Here is a 21,215-nt window from a genome sequence, read left to right as displayed (position 1 = left end):
GACATGCTTCCCTTCATCGACCTTGGCGCCCAGCGCCGGCGGCTCGGCCACCTCGTCGACGACGCCATCCTGCGCGTCGTCAATCACGGCCAGTACATCATGGGACCCGAGGTCGGGCAGCTCGAGGCCGAGCTGTCTGCCTTCTGCGGCGCGCGCCACGTCGTCTCCTGCGCCAACGGAACGGATGCCATCGCCATGGTGCTGATGGCGAAGGGCGTGAAGCCCGGCGACGCGATTCTCTGCCCCAGCTTCACCTTCGCGGCGACCGCCGAGGTCGTCGCCTGGCTCGGCGCGACGCCGGTCTTCGTCGACATCCACGAGGACACGTTCAACATGGATCCGGCGAGCCTCGAAGCCGCGATCCGCACCGCTCGCGAGCTGAAGCTGAACCCCGTGGGCGTGATACCCGTGGACCTGTTCGGCGCCGCGGTGGATTACGACGCGATCCTGCCCATCTGCGAGCGCGAGGGTCTCTGGGTGCTCTGCGATACCGCGCAGAGCTTCGGCGGCAGCTACAAGGGCCGGCGGCTTGGAACCTTCGGGCTCGCCACGACGACCAGCTTCTTCCCGGCCAAGCCGCTCGGCTGCTATGGCGACGGCGGCGCCATCTTCACGAACGATGACGAGGTCGCCGCCATCCTGCGCTCGATCCGGAACCACGGGCAGGGCGTCGACAAGTACGACAACGTCCGCATCGGCCTGAACGGGCGGCTCGACACAATCCAGGCGGCGGTGCTCCTGGAGAAGCTGAAGATCTTCGACGAGGAGATCGTGACCCGCAACGACATCGCCGCCCGCTATGCGGAGGGTCTGGGGGACGTCGCGATCACCCCGATCGTCCAGGAAGGCATCGTTTCGACCTGGGCGCAGTACACGATCCGTGTCTCGGCGGAGAGGCGCGACGCGCTGGGCGCGGCTCTCCGGGAGCGCGGCATCCCGACCGCCATCTACTACCCCAAGCCCGTCCACCGGCAGACGGCCTACCGCCATTATCCATGCGCGGGCAATGGGTTGCCGGCGTCGGATAAGGTTTCGGCTGAGGTCATTGCACTGCCTATGCACCCCTATCTGGACGAGGAGGTTCAGGACGGCATCATCGCGGCCGTCCGCGAAGCCCTCGCCAAGTAAGATCAGTCTCTTAAGGCAGATATCTCAGCTTCGGGGTGAAGGACAGAGATCCGTACCCGGTCTCAACCTGCCAATCGGCCGGCCTGCCGGCCGATTGGCGCAGGGCCTGCTCGGGCCAGCGCGGAGATCGCCGCCTGGCCCAGTATCAGCCTGGCTGAACGGGATTGCCGCCCGCAACCGGTCCGTCCTGTGATCCTGCGCTTCCATGATCAGGCGATGCCGTGATCCCGTTCCGCCCAGGTATGGTTAAGGGCAGCTTACCTCTTAGACGATGACGTTCCGCAACTCCTCGCCGCGGCTCAGTCTGTCGAGGTTCTCGGAGAAGATCTCGATGACGTTCTTCTCGTAGCGGCTCGTCTCGCCGGCGCTGTGCGGCGTCACGACGACGTTCGACATGGCCCAGAGTGGCGATTGCGCGGGAAGCGGCTCCTCGACGAAGCAGTCGAGCCCGGCCCCGGCGATCCGGCCCGCCGACAGCGCGTCGATCAGCGCATCCTCGTCCACCACCTTCCCGCGCGCCACGTTGATAAGGTAGGCGCTCGGATTCATGGCCGCGAAATGCTCGGCCCGGATCATGCGCTCCGTCTCGGGCGTGAGCGGGCAGGTGAGCGCCAGGATGTCGGCCCGCGGCAGCACATCGAGCAGGTGGTCCGGCGAGACCACCTCGTCCGCGATATCGTCCGCCGTGCGCGGGCTACGCCGAACGCCGATCACGTGCAGGTCGAAGGCCCGCGCAAGCTTCGCCAACCGGGTCCCGATCCGCCCGAGCCCCACGATCACCAGCGTCTTGCCGCCGAGTTCCTGCTGGCGCTCGGCCGGATCGCCGATCATCCCGCGCCAGCGGTGCTCGCGCTGGTCGTCCCGCGCTCGGCCGAGGTGGCGGGTCAGGCTGAGGATGAGCGCCATCGCATGCTCGGCGACCACGCGCTCGTTGGCTCCCTGAGCGCTCGCGAGCCGGATGCCGTGGCTCTTCAGCACCTCGCGCGAGAACTGGTCGGTCCCGGCGCTGATGGACTGGATAAAGCGGAGCCGCGGAGCCAACGCGGCATACTCGTTCCGCCACAGGAAGGATGCGACGAGAATGTCCGTCGCGGGGAGCGCGGCCTTCAACTCGTCAGCGTTCTTGGCCTGGATCACCCGGTCGCCGGCCCGCGGCTCGTAGGCCTGCACGAGCTGGTAGGCCGGGTGTGCGAAGCAGATCACGCGCTCGGCCGTTCCGGTATCCGCCATCTCTGCTGCCCCTCCTTTGTCGCTCTGTCCCGGCCTTGCCCATGTATGGCTGGGACCGGGAACCAAGCACGTCCGGCCGGGGGCCGCCATAGGTTGAGCGCGGGTCACGCGCTCGTTATGAGAATCGGGTCATCGGCTTTTGGCTGGTGCGTCCGCGCCGCCGTTGCGGCTCTGTCGGTGCCGAAACACACACGAGGCTGATGCGCTGGTTCGTTGGAAGCGCGATTGGGCTGGTCCTGCTCTGGGCGGCCTACGTCGCGTCGCCCTATTGGGCGCTGGTCGGCCTCGCCAGGGCCATCGACGCCCGGGACGTTCAGGCGATCAGCGAGCGGGTGAATTTCCGCGCATTCCGTCTGTCGCTGACCCGGCAGGTTGCCGCAGCCGGCATGGGCTCGCGGTCCGGATCAGCCGACGCCAACATTGCCGCCAGCACGCTCGCGCTCGCGGCCGAGCCGCTGCTCGAGCGCATCGTGACGCCTGAAGGGGTGATCAGGTTGCTCGACGAGATCGGGGCGAGCGGACGGCCTGGCCCCGAATCATCCGCTCGCGGCATCCGCCTCGATCGCGGAGCGCTTCAGACGGTGATCGATCTTGTCCGCGCCTCCAGATGGCGCGGCTTCCGTAATGTATATTTCTCGCTGGCGTCCAAGGCGGACCCGAACCAGCAGTCGCGACTGCAGCTCCGCTTCAGCCGCCTGAGGTGGCGCCTTGTCGCCGTGGACCTGTCGCCGGAGGCGCGCCAGCGCCTCCGGGACGAAGCGGTGCGGCTCTACGAGGAGCGGAGCCGCCGCTGATCATCAGCGCCGGGCGAGGCGGAGGAACGCCTGGTAGATCGCCGGGAACGCCAGGGCAGCGATCGCGAGCTTGATCGCGTTGCCGAGCATGAAGGGCTGGACGCCGAGGGCCCACGCCTTGGCGAAGCCGAGGCCCATACCGGACGACGTCTGGGCGATCAGGGCGATCCAGGCTGCGCCGATTGCCATCATGGCGACGTTGGCGGCCGTCAGCGCGAGCGCGAAGGCGATCGGCCGGCGCATGAGGCCGCGATCCGCCGCGTAGCCGACCATTCCGGCCGCAACCACGAACCCGAGAAGGAAGCCGCCCGTCGGTCCGAGGAAATAGGCAAGGCCGGGCACCATCGGGGGCGTGTTGGCGAAGACGGGCAGTCCGAAGGCGCCCTGGGCGAGGTAGAGCACCACCGACGCGATCGCGAGCCTCATTCCGAGGGCCGCGCCGAGCGCCATCACGGCGAGCGTCTGCAGCGTCATCGGAACCGGCCCAGGAACCTGCATCTTTGCCGACAGGGTCAGGAGGCAAGCGCCGCCGACGGCAAACAGGACGCCGCGGGCCAGCCCGGCGCTGCCCGTCGCGGCGGGCCAAAGAAGGCCTGCCGTCCCGGCCTGCCGTGATTGGACGGGAGATGCGCTCTCCGGCATGTATGTCACCTCTGTGTAATGGCCGAGTGGCCGGTGGTGTCGAGCCTGTATACGGAGTGCCTGATCCCCCTCAAATGATTTTGTGATCGCCCGACACATGGCAGACGAGCTTTCCTTCGACCTCGACTTTACGCCGGAGCCGGAAGCGGCCGCAGAAGTGAGCCCTCTCATCCGGCGCGTCGTCGCGGCCAATCCCGGACCATTCACGTTCAAGGGAACGTGCAGCTACGTCATCGGCCGCGGCGAAGTCGCCATCCTTGATCCCGGGCCGGCCGATGAGCGCCATATCGGCCAACTCCTCGCCTGCCTCCCGGGCGAGCGCATCGCCGCGATCGTCGTCACGCATACTCATCGGGACCATTCGCCAGGCGCGCGCCTCCTGAAGGAGGCCACCGGCGCTCCCATCATCGGCTGCGGGCCGCATCGGCGCTCGCGGCCGCTTGGCGAGGGCGAGACGGACTCCATGGAAGGGTCGGGAGACATGGCATACCGCCCCGACCGGGAACTACGCGAGCACGACCTCGTCGAAGGTCCAGGCTGGACTCTCGAAGCCGTCGAGACCCCTGGACACACCGCCAATCATCTGAGCTTCCGCTTCCGCGAGGAGAACGCGCTCTTCTCCGGCGACCATGTCATGGCCTGGTCCACCACCATCGTCGGCCCGCCGGACGGCTCCATGTCGAGCTTCATGGCCTCGCTCGAGAAGCTGCGCGGACGCCCCGAGACCACCTTCTGGCCCGGCCATGGTGGGCCGGTCCGGGACCCGCAGCGATTCGTCCGCGCGCTCATCCACCACCGCCGCCAGCGCGAGGCCTCGATCCTGAACCGGATCCACTCGGGAGACCGGACAACGGCCGAGATCGTCCGGGCGATCTACCAGGGGCTTGCGCCGAGTCTGTTCAACGCCGCCCGCCTCTCGGTCTTCGCGCACCTCGAGGACCTGGTCGGACAGGGGAAGGTCACGACACCCGGCGCGCCTCAGGTAGACGGCGAATATCACCCCGCCTGACCGCTGGCGCTGCAACCCACATACCATCTCGCTCGTTTGCTCGTCGGGAGGACCTCGCCGATGATGCTGAAACGGGACGTCACCTTCGCGTTGGCCTGGCTCATGACCTGGCCGGCCCTCGCCCAGACCACCACGCCGGCGCCGACCACCCCGGCGCCGACGGCTCCCGCACCGGCCGCCCCCACAGCGCCCAGCACCGGAACGGCGGCCCCGGCCATGGGATTGGACGATTACTGGTGGCTCGTCCTCCTGGTCCTCATCGTCGCCGCTGCGCTCTGGTACTTCAGCCGCCGCCGGCGCGGGATCTGACCGCCAGACCGATCACCACGGGACGTGATCGGTCGCATCACGAAGTTGCGCGTGCATCCTCCGCCGCATCGGCTAGCTCGATGCGGCTGCAAGGATGCGACTTATGCTTCTCGTTGGAATGCTGGACAGCCCCTATGTGCGACGGGCTGCGATTACGGGAACCCTGCTCGGCCTGACCTTCGAGCATCGCTCGGTCTCGGTGTTCCGGCACATGGACACGTTCCGCGCGATCAATCCGCTCATCAAGGCGCCGAGCTTCGTCTGCGAAGACGGCACCGTGATCACCGACTCGATCCTCATCGTGCAGCATATGGAGGATGTCGCAGGCAGAACGCTCCGCCCGGCGGATGCCGCCGAGCGCCGGCGGGACCTCGGCCTTCTTGGGATCGGCATCGTGGCTGCCGACAAGGCCGTCGGCGTGGAATACGAGCGCAAACGCCCGGAGGCGCAGCGCTATGCACCCTGGCTTGATCGCGTGGTGGACCAGCTCCGGACGGCGTTCGATCTCCTCGACGAAGCCGCACGGGAGAAGCGCCTCGCCGCCGGCCCGCAGCTCCGGCAATCGGACATCGCAGCCGCCGTGGCCTGGAGCTTCGGCCGGTTCGTGATTCCGGACCTCGCCGAGGAAGCCCGCTGGCCCGCCCTCGCCCGTCACACGGCCGAGTGCGAAGCGCTCGATGTCTTCAAGCTCTGGCCGATCGATCGCGAGTGATCCGCAGGTCCCGCTCAGGCATTCCTCGCGCGAGCGTCCCAACGCTCGCGTTTCCGGCCGGCCGTTGCCGGCAGGCGATCCTGCCCGTTGCCCGGGATGACGACGATCCGGCGGACCTCTCCCCGGAGATAGGCCTGTAGGAAGCGGTCATAATCCTTGAACGACACGCACCCATTCGAGTCGCCGTTCGGGCCGAGGAGATAGCTGTGCGCCAGGATGCCGGCGCGCCCGAAGATGGCCCCGCTCCCCCCGACGGGATGGAGCCGCAATGCGCGCACGCCGTGGAAGGGAGCCTCGCGCTCGGTCAGGTCGTAGGTGCCGGGCGGTGTCGCACCCTTCATCCGCACATGGACGAAGCGGGGATCGTCCATCTTCTCGCCCAGCCCGGAATGCGCCTCAAGCCGCTCGCCGCTCGGCAGCGTCACCGTTTGGGCGCTGATGTCGTAGACGGCGACGCCCGCCTCGGATCCGGTGGGAGGAAGCGGGCTGGGGCTAAGCCGGGGCTGCGGCGCCACCGGGACGGCACGCGTGTCGAGCGCGGCATAGGAGACGCCGGGCGCTGTCGGCGCGTTCAGGTCGAAGAGCTTTTCGAACCAGGAGCGATCGTCACCCTGCGGGGCCGCGACCGCCGCGCTGCGCAAACGGCGCTGGGCCGGACGCGCAGCGCGCGCAACGGCGGGACTGGCGGCCGGGGCCAGATCCGCCGGACGCGGAGCGGGAAGCGGGATCGGATGCAGGAGCTGCGAGGTGCGCTGGGGTTCCGGCGCTGCATTCTGCTGAGCGGGCGCAGGCCTCCCAGCGGGCACGGCACGCGGCGCAACGGTCGACGCCGCCCCAGCAGGCGAGGCTTTCGGCAGCAGGCCAGCGGCGAGAGGCGCAGTCGACCAACCCTGCGCAGCCTGTTTCCCGAGCATCGGGACCGGATCGAGCAGGCTGGCGTCGATGCGGATGGGCGCCGGCGAGACGCTTCCCGTCACGTCCGGATCGGCCTGCCGGAGGGGTGGAACGGAGATGATCCCGAGCCCGGCCGTCACGGCGAATACGATGGGGACGGCCGCCGCGGTCATCAGCGCAGTCGCCCGGAGGGAGCGCCCACGAAGCAGGTCGCCGTGGCCACCGCGGGCGGAGGGAGAACCGATACGCAACATGGGACGCGACTCGACGATACGCGTGCCCGGCGAAGCTTCCCTCCAGCGCTCACCCCGCGGCATCGCTGCGCGTCGGGGCGAGACGACCGGTCCGGTCGAACCTGCCGTTCACCTTGGCCTATTCAGCCACGGCATGGTTAACCGAGCGCTACCGAAGAAGAATAAAGACGATTATCTCCGGAAAGATCGCCTTTCGGTCTACCAGCGGACCTGCAAGGCTGGCGGGTCAGCCGGCCGTTGGCAGGCGGTAGTCCCGGAAGCGCTCGCGAAGCGTCGTCTTCTGGATCTTGCCCGTCGCGGTATGCGGGATGTCCGGCACGAGGACGACATCGTCCGGCATCCACCATTTCGCGATCCGAGGCCGGAGGTACTCGAGCACGTCCTCCTTTTTCGGCTCGCAGCCCGGCTTCGGCACGAGGACCAGGAGCGGCCGCTCGTCCCATTTCGGGTGCTGGATGCCGATCACGGCCGCCTCGGCCACCTCCGGATGGCCCACCGCGAGGTTCTCGAGCTCGATCGAGGAGATCCATTCGCCGCCGGACTTGATGACGTCCTTCGAGCGATCGGTGATCCGCATGTAGCCGTTCTCGTCGAGCGTGGCGACGTCACCCGTGTCGAAATAGCCCTCCCCGTCGAGGATCTCCTCGTCCTCGCGCTTGAAGTAGCGGCGCACGACTGCGCTGCCGCGGACCTTCAGCCGGCCGAAGGTCTTGCCGTCATGCGGCAGTTCCACCCCGTTGTCGTCGGTGATCTTCCACTCGACGCCGAACGGCGCGTAGCCCTGGGTGACCTTCACGTCGAGGAGCTTTTCGTAGTCCTCGCTATGGACCTCGGGCTTGATCGAGCAGATCGACCCGACCGGGCTCATCTCTGTCATGCCCCAGGCATGGAGCACCGGCACGTCGAAGCGCTTCTCGAAGGCCTCGATCACGGCGCGCGGGCAGGCCGAGCCGCCGATCGCGACCCGGGTGAGATCGGGAAGCGTGCCGCCCGTCTGATCGAGATGCTGCAGGAGCGAGAACCAGATCGTCGGCACCGCGGCCGTGAACGTCACCTTCTCGGTCGTGAGGATGTCGTAGACCGAGGCGCCGTCGAGCTTCGGTCCAGGCATGACGAGGGCCGACCCGGCCATCGGCGCCGCAAAGGCGAGCGACCAGCTATTGGCATGGAAGAGCGGCACGACGGGCATGACGACGTCGCGGGTCGAAAGCCCGAACGCGTCGGGCATCACCGTCATCATTGCCTGCATGAGATTCGAGCGATGCGAGTAGAGGACGCCCTTCGGCTCGCCCGTCGTGCCTGAGGTGTAGCAGAGGCCCGCGGCCGTGTTCTCGTCGACGCTCAGCCACCGGAAGTCGCTATCCGCCTCGGCAATCCAGTCCTCGTACGCAATGGCGTTGCGAAGGGCGGTCGCGGGCATGTGCGCAGCGTCGGTCAGGACGATGTAGCGCTCGACGAAGGGCAACCTCGATGCGATCTTCTCCACGAGCGGCACGAAGGTGAGATCCAGGAACAGGATCCGGTCCTCCGCGTGGCTCATGATGAAGACGATCTGGTCCTCGAAGAGCCGGGGATTGACCGTGTGGTAGATCGCACCGACGCCCGTGATGCCGTACCAGGTCTCGAGATGGCGCCAGGTGTTCCAGGCGAGGGTCGCGACACGGTCGCCCACGCCGATGCCCTCCATCGTGAGGCGCTTGGCAACCCTGAGGGCGCGCTCGCGCACCTCCGAATAGGTCGTCCGGTGCATCGGCCCCTCGACCGAGCGCGAGACGACGGGCCGGTTCGGGTGCTCCGTGCCTGCGTAGTCGATCACCTTGTGGATCAGCAGAGGCCAGTCCTGCATAAGGCCGCGCATCAATTTCCTCCCTTGTGCCCGCTTTCGGGGCCCAGGCTTCGCGCACCATAAGCGACTGGAAGGGCTCCGCAATCTGGACGTTGGTGCGAGAGCCGGGGCTCAGGATGTCGCAGGCCGCGGAGCCGGGCGTGCGCGCGGCAGAGGCCGCCGTGAGGGGGAAAGAAGGCTCAAGACCGTCACGATTAGGCCCGCTCCGAGGACCGGCCAGCCGGGACGGATGCCGAGATCGGGATCGAGGATCGCACCGCCATAGAGCGGGACGAAGTCGAGGAAGGGCGGCCTGCCGGCCGTGATCCAGAGCCCCAGGAGGTCGCCCGCGAAAGTGAGTGCCGCGGCGATCACGGCGAGGAGAAGAAGACGCGGCCAGCCGAGCGCGCCTTCTCCCAGACCGGCGAAGATCCGGTAGCCCATCATCCAGGTGAAGAGCCCGGCAAAGAGCGTCGGCTGGGTGATGTCGGCCTTGGTCTGCTGGAAGAAGTGGATCAGCGCGAGCAGCGAGATCACGTAGGCGAGTTGGTGAAGCCGCCGCCATTTCAGGCCGCCCAGCCGGCGCAGCATGGTGTCGTTCGAGGTCGCGGCGAGCGCGGCCAGCCCAAGCAGCGCGACGAAGCCGATCGTCAGGTAGATCCGCGAGACGATCTCCGTCGCGACCTTCACCAGGTTGAAGTTCTGGTCGACCACGTAGAGGCAGATATGGGCCGCCGCGTAGCAGAAACACGCGACGCCGATCATCCGCCTCACCTCGAAGAGGCGCGAGAATCCACCCGACTGGCGCAGCGGCGTCACTGCGAGCGAAGCCATCAGGAAGACGAGGGCCCACCAGCCGGAGCGATGGATGAGCTCGTTCAGAGGACGGCCGCCGAGGCCTCCCCGGCTTGCGTCGAAGACGGCGAGCACAGCGGGCCATACCAGGATCGCAAGGGTCGCGATGCGCAGGGGCGACAGCTCGCCCTTGCGGCCGCGCCAGAGTGTGAGGGAAGAGGCCATCGAAGCTCCAATCCGATCACCCCGGAGATGGTGCCGCCCGGCGCGGCGCACAGCGCCCGCACAGCCGCATCCTGTTCACATTCTCAGGCGCAACCTAGACGACATGCTCGGGCGCGAGCGCGCAGACCGTGTCCGGGTCCGTCTCGACCTGCAGCGTCACGTGCCCGATGCCGAAGCGGCTCTTCAGCTCGGCCGCCAGACCCATCAGGAAGCCATCGCCCGGGTGCCCCCCTGGGATCGAGAGGTGGGCCGTGAGCGCGGTCTCCGTCGTGGACATCGGCCAGATGTGGAGGTCGTGGAGGCCGGCGACCCCCTCGCGGGTGGCCAGGAAGGTGCGGACCTCTTCCGGATCGATTCCGGCCGGCACGGCGGCAAGCGACATGACGATGCTGTCGCGCAGGAGGCTCCAGGTGCCCCAGACGATCACGACGTTGATGGCGAGGCTGACGATGGGATCGACCCAGAGCCAGCCCGTCAGGAGAATGACGAGGCCTGCGATCACGACGCCCGCCGACACGGCCGCGTCCGCCGCCATGTGGAGGTACGCGCCCCTGATGTTGAGGTCACCCTTCCGGCCACCGGCGAAGAGCCAGGCCGTGAAGCCGTTCAGCACCATGCCGATTGCCGCAACCACCATCACGGTGACGCCGGCAACCGGTTCGGGGTCGGCGAGGCGGCGCAACGCTTCCCAGGACAGCGCCCCCACGGCGACGAGCAGGAATACAGCGTTGAACATCGCGCCAAGGATCGACGATGCACGAAGCCCGTAGGTGAAGCGCGAACTCGGAGGTCGCGCGGCCAGCACGGTGGCGGCCCAGGCCACCACGAGGCCCAGCACGTCGGAGAGGTTGTGGCCCGCATCCGCGATCAGCGCGACCGAGTTCGACAGGTAGCCATAGACGCCCTGCAGCACCACGATCGCGACGTTGAGCGAGATGCCGATCGCAAAGGCGCGGCCGAAGCTTGCAGGCGCATGCACATGGCCGAGCCCGCCGTGGTGATGGTGGCCATGCCCGTTATGGCCATGATCATGGCCATGGCTCGCCCCGGCGTGCCCGTGATCGTGCGGGACCTCAGCCATCGGCGCCTCCGCTCAGCCAGGCAGGAAGATCCGCGATCGAGACGAGCAGGTGATCGGCCAGAGGCTCCACATCCTCCCGCGCCGCCTCCCGCAAGGGACCCGTCAGGACCGCGACCGCCACGACGCCGGCGGCCCGTGCCGCCAGGAGATCGTGCTTGGAATCGCCGATCAGCGCCACGCGGGCGGGGTCGAGACCATGCTGCTCGACGAACGCCGTCACCATGCCGGGATCGGGCTTGCCGCCGAAGCCGGAATCATAGCCGGCAACGAAACTCAGCATCGGCGAAAGGCCGAGCGCCTCGGCCTGCGCCCGGGCGGAGGCTTCGGCATCATTGGTGGCGATGCCGAGGCGAATCCCCCTCCCCGCAAGCTCCCCCAGGATCGCAGCGGGCTCGGCTATAGGCGCAAGATGCCTCAGGCCGCCGATCCGGAAGAGCTCGTCCATCTCCGAGTAGAAGAGCTGTCCAGGCTCACGGCCGAGCGCTTCCGCCCAGAGCGGGCCGTAATGCGCGGAGGAACCCGCGACCAGCGGCGATGTCGGCAGGAAGCGGCGCTCCTCCTCGATGTACTCGCTGACGAGCATCAGCCGCTCCAGGCTCGCCCGGTCGCCCCCGGCGAGAGTCGTCATGACCTCGTAGGCCGCCGGCCCCCAGGTCGCGTCGAAATCGATGAGTGTGCCGTCCTTGTCGAAAAGGAGAGCCTGGAGCGTCCCGGGCCCCGGCATCGTGGCGGACGACGAGGTCAGGCGGCCACCTTCTCGACATCCAGGGTGATGCCCTGCGGGGTGCGCCGCTCCCGCGCGACGATGCGGTCGTTCGGCCCCATGATGCCGAGCGGCACGTCGCGATCGGGAAGAACGACGGTCGCGCTCTTGTTCAGAAAGACGATGACTTGCCGCCCCTGCGCGATACCGGCGGCGGCCCAGTTCTTGAGCTGGCCGTAATAAGGATCGCGGCGCCAGGCCCCCGGCGAGCCGGGATCGACCTGCACGAGGAGGAAGCGCGTCTCGGGGTCGACCGTCAGGACGAGCTTCGCCTTCTCCGGCTTCCACTCGGGGCCGAGCCATGTCTCCAGCATCCACATGCAGTGGAAGCTGCGGCAATGCTGCGGCCGGGTCTCATGGATGCCGCAGCCGCGCCCCGGCTGGCAGTGGCGGCACCAGCTCCCCGCCGGCTTCTCGAGCGCGGGAACGTCATAGACCTTGCAGCACAGCGTGCAGGTGCCGCAGTCGCGGCCCGGCGCGGGCGTCGAAGCGAAAACGGCGGGGTCGAGCATCCTTCGCTTCTACCCGACGGACGAGTTCCGGTCGAGGCGGCGGTCAGGCCCGCGCACGGCGCTCCGATGACAGGCGGGAGATCGACGCGAGCGCACCCGCGAGCGCGAGAACCGCTCCGACCGACAGCGCGATGAACTCGCCATGGGTTGGCGTGAGGGCGAGGAAGATGGCCACCAGCGTCGCCCCGAGCGTCTGGCCCGTGAGCCGCGCCGTTGCCAGCATGCCCCCCGCTGCGCCGCTCCGCGGACGGGGTGCCGCCGCGATCATCGTGCGGTTGTTCGGTGCCTGGAACAGGCCGAACCCGATGCCGCAGATGACCATCCGCCAGGCGATGTCCCCTGTCGTGGCCGTCGTGGGCATGATCGCCAGGAGAGCCAAGCCGACGGCAAAGATCAGAAGCCCTACCCCGCCCAGGATCGAGGCCGGATACCGGTCCGACAAGCGGCCGGCGAGCGGCCCGACGATCGCGAGCGCGATCGGCCAGGGCGTCAGGAGGAGGCCGGTCTCCACGGCGCTCCGCCCCATGGCCCCCTCGAAATGGAAGGGCAGCGACACCAGCGCCAGCATCTGGGCGCAGAACGAGCAGATGGAGGTCGCGACCGAGAGCCCGAAGATCGGAATCCGGAGCAGGTCCAGGGGAAGGAGGGGGTGGGTCCGGTTCAACTCGCGGGCGGCGAGCGCAGCGGCCGCCGCGACGCCGCCTGCCAGGATGGCGATGCCGAGAAGCATGTTCGACGAGCGCGTGGTGACGTCGATGCCCGCGATGATCAGACCGAAGGCGAGCGCATTCAGGATCGCACTGACAAAATCGAACCGCCGCGCCGTCGTAACTGTCCGGGGAAGCGCCTTGGCGGCGATGATGAAGGTGAGGATGCCGATCGGCACGTTGATGGCGAAGAGCCATTGCCAGGACGCCGTCGCGAGAATCGCCGCGCCGACCGTCGGGCCAACGGCGGAGGCGAACGACACGATGAAGGCGTTGAGGCCGATCCCGCGCCCGAGCAGACGGCTGGGATAGGTGAAGCGCACCAGCGCGGCGTTGATCGCCATGATGCCGGCCGCCCCGAAACCCTGCAGGACGCGGGCGACAGTCAGTTCGAGGAGCGTGGACGAGAGCGCGCAGGCGAGCGACGCCAGGGTGAAAAGCGCGAGGCCGATCAGGTAGATACGGGCATAGCCCAGGATCTCGCCGAGCGCTGCGAACGGCAGGAGCGAGACGACCACCGCGAGCTGGAACGCGTTCACGATCCAGATCGCGTCTGCCGAATCGACCTGGAACTCGCGCGCTATGGTGGGCAGGGCTACGTTCGCGATCGCTCCGTCGAGCACCGCCATCGTGATTGCGAGGCCGATCGCAATGATCGACCAGTACCTTTGCGGGAGCGGCAGCCCTTCTTCCGGATCGACCCTGTCTGCTGCCACCCTGCCCTCGCCTTCCGCTGCCCGGGGGCTTAGCGCGCCGGATGTCGCCTGGGCAACGGCCGCCTCGGCCGTCAGCGACGCGGCCGCTTCTTGGCGCGGGCCTTCTTTTGCCGGACGGGCTTCTGCGTGGGTTCCACCGCGGGCGCCGGGGCCGCGCCCTGGGGCGGAGCCCCGATGAAGGGCGAGGTAGACATGCCGAACTGGGCTCGAGCCGGCTCAACGGGCAGGAAGGCCGCCGCCGCCAGGGTGAGAAGCACGATCGTCTTGCGCATGCCCAGCCCCTCTTTCAGCAACCGGCTGCGAGGCGGCGCTCGACCCGACCCCGTGGCGAGATGCGGTCGGCCGTTCGCTACCGGACGATGACCTTAGTGCCGACCGGCACGCGGTTGAAGAGCTCGACCACGTCCATGTTCCGCATGCGGATGCAGCCGGACGAGACGGCCTGCCCGATCTTCTCGGGCTCGTTCGTCCCGTGGATCCGGTAGAGCGTGTCCTTGCCGTTCTGATGCAGGTAGAGCGCTCGGGCGCCCATCGGCGAGTTCGGGCCGCCCTCGACCGGGTGAACATGCGGCCAGCGCTTCTTCATTTCCGCAGGGGGATTCCAGGCTGGCCACTCGGCCTTGCGGGCGATCTCGGCCGTACCCGTCCAGCCGAAGGCCTCGTCGCCGACGGAGACCCCGTAGCGGATCGCCTTCTTGTTGGGCAGCACGTAGTAGAGCTGGCGCTCCTTGGTCTCGACCACCACCGTGCCGGGCGCCTCGCCCGTCGGATCGTTGATCTGGTAGCGCGCGTAATGCGGATCGATCTCCGCCTGGGGCACCATCGCCATGTACTTGGCGTCGAGCTCTGAGACCTTCGGATCCGGCACCGCCGAGAAGCAGCCGCCCAGAAGAAGCGTTCCGGCGAGAGCAATCGCCAGAGCCGGTAACGTCGTACGCATGATCTTGCCCCCACCCCGTCCGATCAGCCGTGACAGGGCATCGTTAACCATGAGCTAAGCCGTTACCGCCCAATCGGGGCAGGACTTGTCCGAATGAGGCGGGCCATGAGGATCATTGAGCCCTGTTGCAACCACGTCACAACTAGGCGTGTGGACACGACCGGGCCGGGCTGCGAGGGTTGGTCGACAGAATCCCGGACGGGTCCATGACCACGCTTCTGCTGCACCATCCCGCGACGCTCGAGCACAAGACGCCGACTGGTCACCCCGAGCGGCCGGACCGGATCAGGGCGGTCGAGCGCACGCTGGCGGCCGAGGAGTTCACCCCGCTCATCCGGCGACTTGCCGAAAAGGCCGATACGGACACGATCTGCCTCGCCCATCCCCGCGCCTATGTGGAAGCCATCCAGGAGGCGGCGCCGGATACGGGCCTCGTCGGCATCGATTCCGACACCGTCATGTCACCCGGAACCCTGGAGGCGATCGAGCGCGGGGCCGGAGCGGCCGTCCAGGCCGTCGACGCGGTGATGACCGGGGAAGTCCAAAATGCGTTCTCGGCGATGCGCCCCCCGGGCCACCATGCCGAGCGCACGAAGGCGATGGGATTCTGCTTCTACAACAACGCCGCCATCGCGGCGCGGCATGCCCAGACCAAGCACGGCGCCGGGCACGTCGCGATCATCGACTGGGATGTGCATCACGGGAACGGCTGCCAGGACATATTCTGGGCCGACAAGACGGTGCTCTACGCCTCCACCCACCAGATGCCGCTCTATCCCGGCACGGGTGCCCTGTCGGAGCGCGGGGACTTCGACACCATCGTCAATGCCCCGCTTCGGCCCGGCTCGGGTGGCGAGACCTTCCGCGAGGCCTTCGAGAGCCGCATCATGGCGCGGCTGGAGGATTTCGGGCCGGACCTCGTCATCATCTCGGCCGGCTTCGACGCCCATTGGCGGGACCCGCTCGCCAACCTGCGACTCGAGGCGGAGGACTTCGCCTGGGCGACCCGGAAGCTCATGGAATTTGCCGGCCGACATTGCGGCGGCAGGGTCGTGTCCGTGCTCGAGGGCGGGTACGACCTTCAGGGCCTATCGGATTCCGTAGCAGCCCATGTCAGGACGCTGATGGAGGCCTGAACCGGCCCGCCACGAAACTGCGCAGCCCCGCAAAGTCGAGCGAGGGCGAGCGCCAGGCGACATGGCCGTCCGGGCGAACGAGGTAGAGGGCTTCGTCGATGCCGTCGCTCATGCCGAAGCTCGAAAGGGTCGTGTCGTGCTCGATGCGGATCAGGCGAGGATGCCGGCCTACCAGAGAATTCGCTATGAGCTGGACACCTAGGTCGAGGCTCGTGGCGCCGGGCAGCCTCTGCAACTCGTCCGCGATCGCTTCGATCTCCTCGAGGGAGAGAGCCTTGCGGCAGATGGCGAGGGCTTGGAAGCGGTAGCCGGCCAGCAGATCGAAAGCCGTCCGGGTCCGGCTGATCCGGGCATCCGGCACCCGATCGCCCGGGGCCGGTCCTCCTGACCAGGGGGCCGGCGCCGTCTTCTCGTCCTGGACAGCCGCGCCCGGTCCGTAGTGGATGCCGAGTTCCGACACGAGGTGGAAGGCACGGGAACGGAGCATTCCGCTTCGCCCGATCGTTGCACCGGCGAGTGGCAGCAGCGTGTTCCGCACGGCCGAGACCCAGGGCGAGTTCGAGGTCACGAAGGAAAAGACGCGGTCCGTCGCGGCGAGGACGTTTTCGCCGACGGGCCGCCGCTCCGAATCGTAGCTGGCGAGGAGTTCACGAGGCGCGCCGTCCCGCACGGAGAGTGCGAGCTTCCAAGCGAGATTGAACACGTCCTGCAGCCCGGTATTCATGCCCTGGCCGCCCGCCGGGGAATGGATATGGGCCGCATCGCCCGCCACGAAGACGCGGCCGGTCCCGTAGCTGTTCACCCCGCGATGGTGGACGCGGTAGCGCGACAGCCAGACTGGATCCTTGAGGCGCAGGTCCCGGTTCGCCGCCGCCCGCAGCGATTCCTCCACCTCGGCGAGGGTCGTCGGCGACGAACCGACGCTGGCTACGGAGGAATCCGTGACTTCCTGGCGGCTGGTCGTGATCACGCGGCCGAAGCGGCTGCCGTTGATCGGGAACCAGAGCGCGAAGTTCTCGCGATGGAAGAAAACGGAGAACGGCCCCTGCTCGAGTTCGCCCTCCAGCGCGCAATCCGCGAGCAGGAAGGTCTGCGCGTAGGGAGCGCCCTCGAAGGTCAGGCCGAGCGCCTTCCTCACGACCGAGTGCGCCCCGTCGGCACCGATCAGGAAGGAACACGAAAGGGTGCGTTCCATGCCGTCGGGGCCGGTGACCGAAACAGTCACCCCGCTGGAGTCCTGGGTCAGGGCTGTCGCAGTGACACCCCGCTCGACCTGGATGCCCAGGCGCGAAAGGTCGTCGACAAGGATTGCTTCCGTTTCCGATTGCGGGAGGATCATCACCAGGGGGAAAGGCGTGTCGGACCGACCCACGTCCTCGAAATTGAAGCCCGCCCCCGGTTTTCCGTCGACGTAGATGCGGGCCCCGGAGGCGAGCGTGCCGCGGTCGAGGAAGGCCTCCGCGAGGCCGATGGCGTGGAATATCTCCAGGGTGCGGGCCTGGACCGCGAAGGCCCGCGACTCCTTCACCTGGCTCGGGCTCTCGTCGATGATGCGCAGACGGACCCCGCAGCGTGCGAGAAGTGCCGCGGCGAAGAGCCCCGTCGGACCGGCGCCGACCACGACCACATCGGCGTCTAGCCGACGGGGCTGCCCCGGGCTGCCTAGGTCGCTGCCGACACCTTCACCGTCCATGGCTGCCCTCCAACCCTGTCGATGGCCGATCAGGCCGTCCCGTCAGCGTATCGCTGGCGCCTTTGGGCAAGCCCCTAGCCGAGCGTGAAAGCCTCATGGACGGCCGACTGAATCGACCCGCCGGTCACGGATCCCCCGCCCGCAACGTAGATCCAATCGCCGATCAGGACGGCGGCGACCGCGTGGCGCGGCGTCGGCATCGGCGCGTGGCTCTGCCAAGTATCCGCCTGCGGGTCGTAGCTTTCCATCTGCCCGTAGACCTTGGCCTGCGTGATGCGGCCGCGGTCGACGACCCCGGCCTCCCCGCCCATCGCGAACAGGCGGTCGCGGTACACGACGAGGCCATGCCCGGAGCGGCTCGTCGGCATCGGGGCACGCTCCTCCCAGGTGTCGCGGTCCGGCAGGTACACGTGATGGAGCGGGGTGTTGTATTCGAAGGTGTTGAACCGCCCGCCGACGATGTGGATGCGGTTCCCATGAGCGACGCAGCCGACATGATCGCGCGCGCCGGGTAGCGGCTTCAGGACGGACCAGGTGTCCGAGACGGGATCATAGGCCTCGTGCCAGCCCACGCTGGCGCGTTCCAGCGTCGGGTTCGAGGCGCCCCCGATCAGGTGGATGCGGCCGTTCAGGGCGACAGCGGCGCCAGCGCCGCGGGGACGCGGAAGCGGAGCGATGCGCGTCCAGCGGTCGAACGCGACATCATAAGCATAGACATTGGTGTCGGCGTTCCGGTTCTGCTCCGTGAACCCGCCGAGCGCATAGATCCGCCCGGCATCGGCCACGACAGCGACGTGGTTCGCGCCCCGGGGCAGCGGCGCGGCATTGAGCCAGCGATCCCCGTCCGGGTCATAGACGTGGTGATAGGGACGATCGACCCGTCCCTCCCCGTAGCCGCCGACGACATGCATGCGGCCGGCCCAGGCCGTCGACCACGCCATCTCGCTGCGCGGGATCGGCATCGCGGCGCGCGGGACCCACCGGCCAGGCGGGCCGGCGGGAGCGGGGCTCTCGACGACGCGCTGCGCCTCCTGTTCACCGGTCAGGTGGTGTGGCGCGCCGCCCTGGAGCAGCGTGAAGGGATCCCGCGCGGGAGGTGCCTCGGGAAGAGTAGGGACGGAACTGCCATGATTTCCGTGCTGGGCCAGCGCAGCCGGCCCCGCGACGCCGACCGCCGCAGCCCCGAGAAGCATTCTACGGCGGTGCATGAAATTCTCCGGAAGCTAGATCGGCTCGGAGCTTACGATCTCGATCCCGAAGCCGGAAAGCCCGACATAGGATCGTGAACCCGTCGCGAGGTTGCGGATGGAGGTCACGCCGAGATCGCGCAGGATCTGCGCGCCGACGCCGATCTCGCGCCAGAGCCGGGTGCGCTGGGCGTCCGAATCCTCGTGCTCCTCCGAGAACGAGGTGAGCGGCACGCCCGCGGTCCCATCACGAAGATAGACGAGAACGCCCCTGCCCTCCTTCGCGAACCGCTCGAGCGACGCCCTGATCGTCTGCCCGCCACCCAGCACGTCCGTCAGGACGTTGGCGCGATGCAGGCGAGCCAGGATATTCTGCCCGTCCCCGACGCGGCCGAGCACGAAGGCATAGTGCTGCACGTCCTCGAAGGGGGTCGAGTAGGCATATCCCGTGAGCGGGCCGTGCTCGGTCCGGACCGGGAACGAGCCGAGCCGTTCCACGAGCTTCTCCCGCGCTTGCCGATACGCGATCAGGTCCGCAACCGAGATACGCTTGAGCCCGTGCGTCTGGGCGAAGGCGGTGATCTGCTCGCCCTTCATGACGGTGCCGTCATCGTTGGCGAGTTCGCAGATCACGCCCACCTCCGGCAGGCCGGCCAACCTGCAGAGGTCGACTGCCGCCTCGGTGTGGCCGGAACGCATGAGCACGCCGCCGTCCCGAGCGATGAGCGGGAACACATGCCCAGGCCGCACGAAGTCGGCCGCCCCCATGTTGTGGTTCGCGAGCGCCCGCACGGTGTTCGTGCGCTGCTCGGCCGAAATGCCGGTGGTCAGCCCGTGCTTCACGTCGACCGTCACCGTGAAGGCGGTGCCGAGCGGCGCGTCGTTCGAGGCAACCATGGGGTCGAGCCGCAGACGCCTCGCCTCGGCGGAGGTCAGGGGCGCGCAGACGATTCCGCAGGTGTTGCGGATGATGAAGGCCATCTTCTCGGGCGTGCAGAGAGAGGCCGCAATGACGAGGTCGCCCTCGTTCTCGCGATCGTCGTCATCCGTGACGATGACGATCTCGCCCCGGGCAAAGGCCTCAACGGCTTCGGTGACTGTGTGTGGCATGTCAGGCTTCTCGGCTCGAAGCAGCGTCGAGCATCAGAAAGGGGAGCCGTAAGCGGCTGGCGCCGCACCGGCGGTGATCAGGAGCGCATCCTCTCGAGAGCGTGCGCGATCGGCTGACGGTCGAACGGCTCGCTGTAGTGAGGGGGAAGAGCGGCCACGCAGATTGCGGCTTCGGACGGATCTCATCCCGGCGTCCCTCCGCCCACCTGCCCGCGATGTCTGAGATAGTGGTCCGCTAGGACGCAGGCCAGCATCGCTTCCCCGACCGGGACGGCCCGGATGCCGACGCATGGGTCATGGCGGCCCTTGGTGATGATGTCGGCGGCCTCGCCGGCCCGGTTTATGGTCGCGCGCGGCTTCAGGATGGAAGAGGTCGGCTTCACGGCGAAGCGGGCGACGATCGGCTGTCCGGTGGAGATGCCGCCGAGGATCCCGCCGGCATGGTTCGACAGGAAGACAGGTGCTCCGGCATTGCCGGGGCGCATCTCGTCGGCGTTCTCCTCGCCGCGCAGCTCCGCCGAGGCGAAACCGTCGCCGATCTCGACGCCCTTCACGGCATTGATCGACATGAGCGCGGCCGCAAGCTCCGCATCCAGCTTGCCGTAGACGGGGGCGCCGAGGCCGACGGGCACTCCCTCGGCCACGACCTCGACGACTGCGCCGATGGAGGAGCCGTCCTTGCGGATGCCGTCCAGGTAGTCCGACCAGAGCTCGACCGTCTGCGGGTCCGGGCAGAAGAGCGGATTGCGCCCGACCTCGTCCCAGTCCCAGCGCGAGCGATCGACCGAATGCGGGCCGATCTTCACCACCGCGCCACGGATCGCGACGCCAGGGAGAATTCTCCGGGCGACCGCACCGGCCGCGACCCGCGCGGCCGTCTCGCGCGCGGAGGATCGGCCGCCGCCGCGATAATCACGGATGCCGTACTTGGCGTCGTAGGTGTAGTCGGCGTGGCCGGGCCGATACGCCTCCTTGATCTCCCCGTAATCTTTCGAGCGCTGGTCCACGTTCTCGATGACGAGCGCGATGGGGGTGCCTGTCGTGACCTGACGCCCGGTGCGCTCGTCGGTGAATACGCCCGACAGGATCTTGACCTCGTCCGGCTCGCGCCGCTGCGTCGTGAAGCGCGACTGCCCCGGGCGGCGTCGGTCGAGTTGCGCCTGAATATCAGCGGCTTCGAGCGGGATCAGCGGCGGGCAGCCATCGACGACGCAGCCGAGGGCCGGCCCATGGCTCTCGCCGAAGGTCGTGACCCGGAACAGGTGGCCGAAAGTGTTGTGGGACATGGCGCGCCGGCTTTAGCGCGCGAAGGCCATCCGGCGAAAGCCTTTCGACGGACGAGCTTCGAGATCCGCTATGGCTTGGCGGATGCCGAAGGGCTCGGCGCTGCGGGCGCCGGAATGGTCGTTGCAGGCCGGGGTGTCGTGCGGCGCGCGATCCGGCATCGTTTGATGAAGCGCTGGCGGGCGAGCCCGTAGAGGTTTCTCTTGATCGCCAGCTCGCGGCAGCGGCCCGGTCTCGCGTAGATGCCGCCGGGCTGTGCCGGCGCCCGC

At 68.2% G+C, this 21,215-nt stretch carries 21 protein-coding genes; 6 read left to right on the top strand and 15 right to left on the bottom strand.

The genetic code is table 11. From position 1 onward, the window contains the following. Window positions 1-3 precede the first annotated feature (3 nt). A complete protein-coding gene (locus ACO2SS_RS19790; RefSeq protein WP_423279499.1) occupies window positions 4-1,128 on the top strand; it encodes a DegT/DnrJ/EryC1/StrS family aminotransferase in 1,125 nt (374 codons plus the stop codon). Window positions 1,129-1,392: 264 nt separating this feature from the next. Here the strand turns inward: ACO2SS_RS19790 and ACO2SS_RS19785 are convergent, their stop codons facing one another. After that, window positions 1,393-2,358, bottom strand: a complete 966-nt coding sequence (locus ACO2SS_RS19785) for a D-2-hydroxyacid dehydrogenase (RefSeq protein WP_423279498.1) — start codon at window positions 2,356-2,358, stop codon at window positions 1,393-1,395. 200 nt (window positions 2,359-2,558) lie between these two features. On the opposite strand from ACO2SS_RS19785, the gene ACO2SS_RS19780 reads away from it, so the two are divergent. After that, on the top strand, window positions 2,559-3,152 hold the full coding sequence (locus ACO2SS_RS19780) for a DUF2939 domain-containing protein (RefSeq protein WP_423279497.1): 594 nt from the start codon (window positions 2,559-2,561) through the stop codon (window positions 3,150-3,152). 3 nt (window positions 3,153-3,155) lie between these two features. On the opposite strand, the gene ACO2SS_RS19775 is transcribed toward ACO2SS_RS19780, so the two are convergent. After that, a complete protein-coding gene (locus tag ACO2SS_RS19775; protein ID WP_423279496.1) occupies window positions 3,156-3,794 on the bottom strand; it encodes a biotin transporter BioY in 639 nt (212 codons plus the stop codon). A gap of 97 nt (window positions 3,795-3,891) precedes the next feature. Here ACO2SS_RS19775 and ACO2SS_RS19770 point away from each other — a divergent pair, with 97 nt between their 5' ends. From ACO2SS_RS19770 to ACO2SS_RS19760, 3 genes are all read left to right on the top strand, one after another. Further along, entirely contained in the window at window positions 3,892-4,803 is a 912-nt protein-coding gene (locus ACO2SS_RS19770; RefSeq protein WP_423279494.1) for an MBL fold metallo-hydrolase, read from the top strand. Window positions 4,804-4,863: 60 nt separating this feature from the next. Continuing rightward, window positions 4,864-5,112, top strand: coding sequence for a hypothetical protein (locus ACO2SS_RS19765; RefSeq protein WP_423279493.1), 249 nt, complete (start codon window positions 4,864-4,866; stop codon window positions 5,110-5,112). 103 nt (window positions 5,113-5,215) lie between these two features. Further along, on the top strand, window positions 5,216-5,824 hold the full coding sequence (locus ACO2SS_RS19760) for a glutathione S-transferase family protein (protein ID WP_423279492.1): 609 nt from the start codon (window positions 5,216-5,218) through the stop codon (window positions 5,822-5,824). A gap of 14 nt (window positions 5,825-5,838) precedes the next feature. Here ACO2SS_RS19760 and ACO2SS_RS19755 read toward each other — a convergent pair whose 3' ends face one another. The 9 genes from ACO2SS_RS19755 to ACO2SS_RS19715 form a co-directional block, all read right to left on the bottom strand. Next, the gene (locus ACO2SS_RS19755) at window positions 5,839-6,891 is read right to left on the bottom strand and encodes a tlde1 domain-containing protein (protein WP_423279491.1); all 1,053 of its coding nucleotides are present in this window, start codon (window positions 6,889-6,891) and stop codon (window positions 5,839-5,841) included. Window positions 6,892-7,198: 307 nt separating this feature from the next. Next, window positions 7,199-8,830: a long-chain-fatty-acid--CoA ligase gene (locus ACO2SS_RS19750; protein ID WP_423279490.1), complete on the bottom strand. Its 1,632-nt coding sequence runs from the start codon at window positions 8,828-8,830 to the stop codon at window positions 7,199-7,201. Between the two features lie 99 nt (window positions 8,831-8,929). Beyond that, entirely contained in the window at window positions 8,930-9,817 is an 888-nt protein-coding gene (locus ACO2SS_RS19745) for a sulfite oxidase heme-binding subunit YedZ (protein ID WP_423279489.1), read from the bottom strand. Between the two features lie 94 nt (window positions 9,818-9,911). Beyond that, complete coding sequence (locus ACO2SS_RS19740; protein ID WP_423279488.1) at window positions 9,912-10,898, bottom strand: cation diffusion facilitator family transporter; 987 nt, start codon at window positions 10,896-10,898, stop codon at window positions 9,912-9,914. Beyond that, on the bottom strand, window positions 10,891-11,622 hold the full coding sequence (locus tag ACO2SS_RS19735) for an HAD family hydrolase (protein WP_423279487.1): 732 nt from the start codon (window positions 11,620-11,622) through the stop codon (window positions 10,891-10,893). Before ACO2SS_RS19735 ends, ACO2SS_RS19740 begins: the two co-directional genes overlap by 8 nt. Window positions 11,623-11,639: 17 nt before the next feature. Next, a complete protein-coding gene (locus tag ACO2SS_RS19730) occupies window positions 11,640-12,173 on the bottom strand; it encodes a hypothetical protein (RefSeq protein ID WP_423279486.1) in 534 nt (177 codons plus the stop codon). 43 nt (window positions 12,174-12,216) lie between these two features. Next, complete coding sequence (locus ACO2SS_RS19725; protein ID WP_423279485.1) at window positions 12,217-13,596, bottom strand: MFS transporter; 1,380 nt, start codon at window positions 13,594-13,596, stop codon at window positions 12,217-12,219. Window positions 13,597-13,667: 71 nt separating this feature from the next. Further along, window positions 13,668-13,868, bottom strand: a complete 201-nt coding sequence (locus ACO2SS_RS19720; protein ID WP_423279484.1) for a hypothetical protein — start codon at window positions 13,866-13,868, stop codon at window positions 13,668-13,670. A 77-nt stretch (window positions 13,869-13,945) separates the two neighbouring features. Continuing rightward, complete coding sequence (locus ACO2SS_RS19715; RefSeq protein WP_423279483.1) at window positions 13,946-14,536, bottom strand: L,D-transpeptidase; 591 nt, start codon at window positions 14,534-14,536, stop codon at window positions 13,946-13,948. Window positions 14,537-14,742: 206 nt separating this feature from the next. On the opposite strand from ACO2SS_RS19715, the gene ACO2SS_RS19710 reads away from it, so the two are divergent. After that, window positions 14,743-15,672, top strand: a complete 930-nt coding sequence (locus ACO2SS_RS19710) for a histone deacetylase family protein (RefSeq protein ID WP_423279482.1) — start codon at window positions 14,743-14,745, stop codon at window positions 15,670-15,672. Here the strand turns inward: ACO2SS_RS19710 and ACO2SS_RS19705 are convergent. The 4 genes from ACO2SS_RS19705 to aroC form a co-directional block, all read right to left on the bottom strand. Beyond that, window positions 15,650-17,365 (bottom strand): FAD-dependent monooxygenase, encoded by a 1,716-nt coding sequence (locus tag ACO2SS_RS19705; RefSeq protein WP_423279481.1) that lies wholly within the window; start codon window positions 17,363-17,365, stop codon window positions 15,650-15,652. The genes ACO2SS_RS19710 and ACO2SS_RS19705 overlap by 23 nt on opposite strands. 74 nt (window positions 17,366-17,439) lie before the next feature. After that, on the bottom strand, window positions 17,440-18,573 hold the full coding sequence (locus tag ACO2SS_RS19700; RefSeq protein WP_423279480.1) for a Kelch repeat-containing protein: 1,134 nt from the start codon (window positions 18,571-18,573) through the stop codon (window positions 17,440-17,442). 15 nt (window positions 18,574-18,588) lie between these two features. Continuing rightward, a complete protein-coding gene (ribB, locus tag ACO2SS_RS19695; RefSeq protein WP_423279479.1) occupies window positions 18,589-19,662 on the bottom strand; it encodes a 3,4-dihydroxy-2-butanone-4-phosphate synthase in 1,074 nt (357 codons plus the stop codon). A 182-nt stretch (window positions 19,663-19,844) separates the two neighbouring features. Then, a complete protein-coding gene (gene aroC, locus ACO2SS_RS19690; RefSeq protein ID WP_423279478.1) occupies window positions 19,845-20,948 on the bottom strand; it encodes a chorismate synthase in 1,104 nt (367 codons plus the stop codon). Window positions 20,949-21,215: the final 267 nt, after the last annotated feature.

It is taken from the genome of Enterovirga sp. CN4-39 (assembly GCF_049446235.1).
Taxonomy (GTDB): domain Bacteria; phylum Pseudomonadota; class Alphaproteobacteria; order Rhizobiales; family Beijerinckiaceae; genus Enterovirga.
The sequence above is the reverse complement of the archived record's forward strand: the minus strand, read 5'-3'. Positions and strand labels throughout refer to the sequence as shown.

Excerpts from the sequence above, each read along its gene's own strand:
- ACO2SS_RS19740 (WP_423279488.1), bottom strand. The coding sequence starts at position 10,898 with ATGGCTGAGGTCCCGCACGATCACGGGCACGCCGGGGCGAGCCATGGC.
- ACO2SS_RS19745 (WP_423279489.1), bottom strand. The coding sequence starts at position 9,817 with ATGGCCTCTTCCCTCACACTCTGGCGCGGCCGCAAGGGCGAGCTGTCG.
- ACO2SS_RS19735 (WP_423279487.1), bottom strand. The coding sequence starts at position 11,622 with ATGCCGGGGCCCGGGACGCTCCAGGCTCTCCTTTTCGACAAGGACGGC.
- ACO2SS_RS19710 (WP_423279482.1), top strand. The coding sequence starts at position 14,743 with ATGACCACGCTTCTGCTGCACCATCCCGCGACGCTCGAGCACAAGACG.
- ACO2SS_RS19790 (WP_423279499.1), top strand. The coding sequence starts at position 4 with ATGCTTCCCTTCATCGACCTTGGCGCCCAGCGCCGGCGGCTCGGCCAC.
- ACO2SS_RS19730 (WP_423279486.1), bottom strand. The coding sequence starts at position 12,173 with ATGCTCGACCCCGCCGTTTTCGCTTCGACGCCCGCGCCGGGCCGCGAC.
- ACO2SS_RS19715 (WP_423279483.1), bottom strand. The coding sequence starts at position 14,536 with ATGCGTACGACGTTACCGGCTCTGGCGATTGCTCTCGCCGGAACGCTT.
- ACO2SS_RS19775 (WP_423279496.1), bottom strand. The coding sequence starts at position 3,794 with ATGCCGGAGAGCGCATCTCCCGTCCAATCACGGCAGGCCGGGACGGCA.
- ACO2SS_RS19760 (WP_423279492.1), top strand. The coding sequence starts at position 5,216 with ATGCTTCTCGTTGGAATGCTGGACAGCCCCTATGTGCGACGGGCTGCG.
- ACO2SS_RS19720 (WP_423279484.1), bottom strand. The coding sequence starts at position 13,868 with ATGCGCAAGACGATCGTGCTTCTCACCCTGGCGGCGGCGGCCTTCCTG.
- ACO2SS_RS19785 (WP_423279498.1), bottom strand. The coding sequence starts at position 2,358 with ATGGCGGATACCGGAACGGCCGAGCGCGTGATCTGCTTCGCACACCCG.
- ACO2SS_RS19700 (WP_423279480.1), bottom strand. The coding sequence starts at position 18,573 with ATGCACCGCCGTAGAATGCTTCTCGGGGCTGCGGCGGTCGGCGTCGCG.
- ACO2SS_RS19770 (WP_423279494.1), top strand. The coding sequence starts at position 3,892 with ATGGCAGACGAGCTTTCCTTCGACCTCGACTTTACGCCGGAGCCGGAA.
- ACO2SS_RS19780 (WP_423279497.1), top strand. The coding sequence starts at position 2,559 with ATGCGCTGGTTCGTTGGAAGCGCGATTGGGCTGGTCCTGCTCTGGGCG.
- ACO2SS_RS19750 (WP_423279490.1), bottom strand. The coding sequence starts at position 8,830 with ATGCGCGGCCTTATGCAGGACTGGCCTCTGCTGATCCACAAGGTGATC.
- ribB (WP_423279479.1), bottom strand. The coding sequence starts at position 19,662 with ATGCCACACACAGTCACCGAAGCCGTTGAGGCCTTTGCCCGGGGCGAG.
- ACO2SS_RS19705 (WP_423279481.1), bottom strand. The coding sequence starts at position 17,365 with ATGGACGGTGAAGGTGTCGGCAGCGACCTAGGCAGCCCGGGGCAGCCC.
- ACO2SS_RS19755 (WP_423279491.1), bottom strand. The coding sequence starts at position 6,891 with ATGACCGCGGCGGCCGTCCCCATCGTATTCGCCGTGACGGCCGGGCTC.
- aroC (WP_423279478.1), bottom strand. The coding sequence starts at position 20,948 with ATGTCCCACAACACTTTCGGCCACCTGTTCCGGGTCACGACCTTCGGC.
- ACO2SS_RS19765 (WP_423279493.1), top strand. The coding sequence starts at position 4,864 with ATGATGCTGAAACGGGACGTCACCTTCGCGTTGGCCTGGCTCATGACC.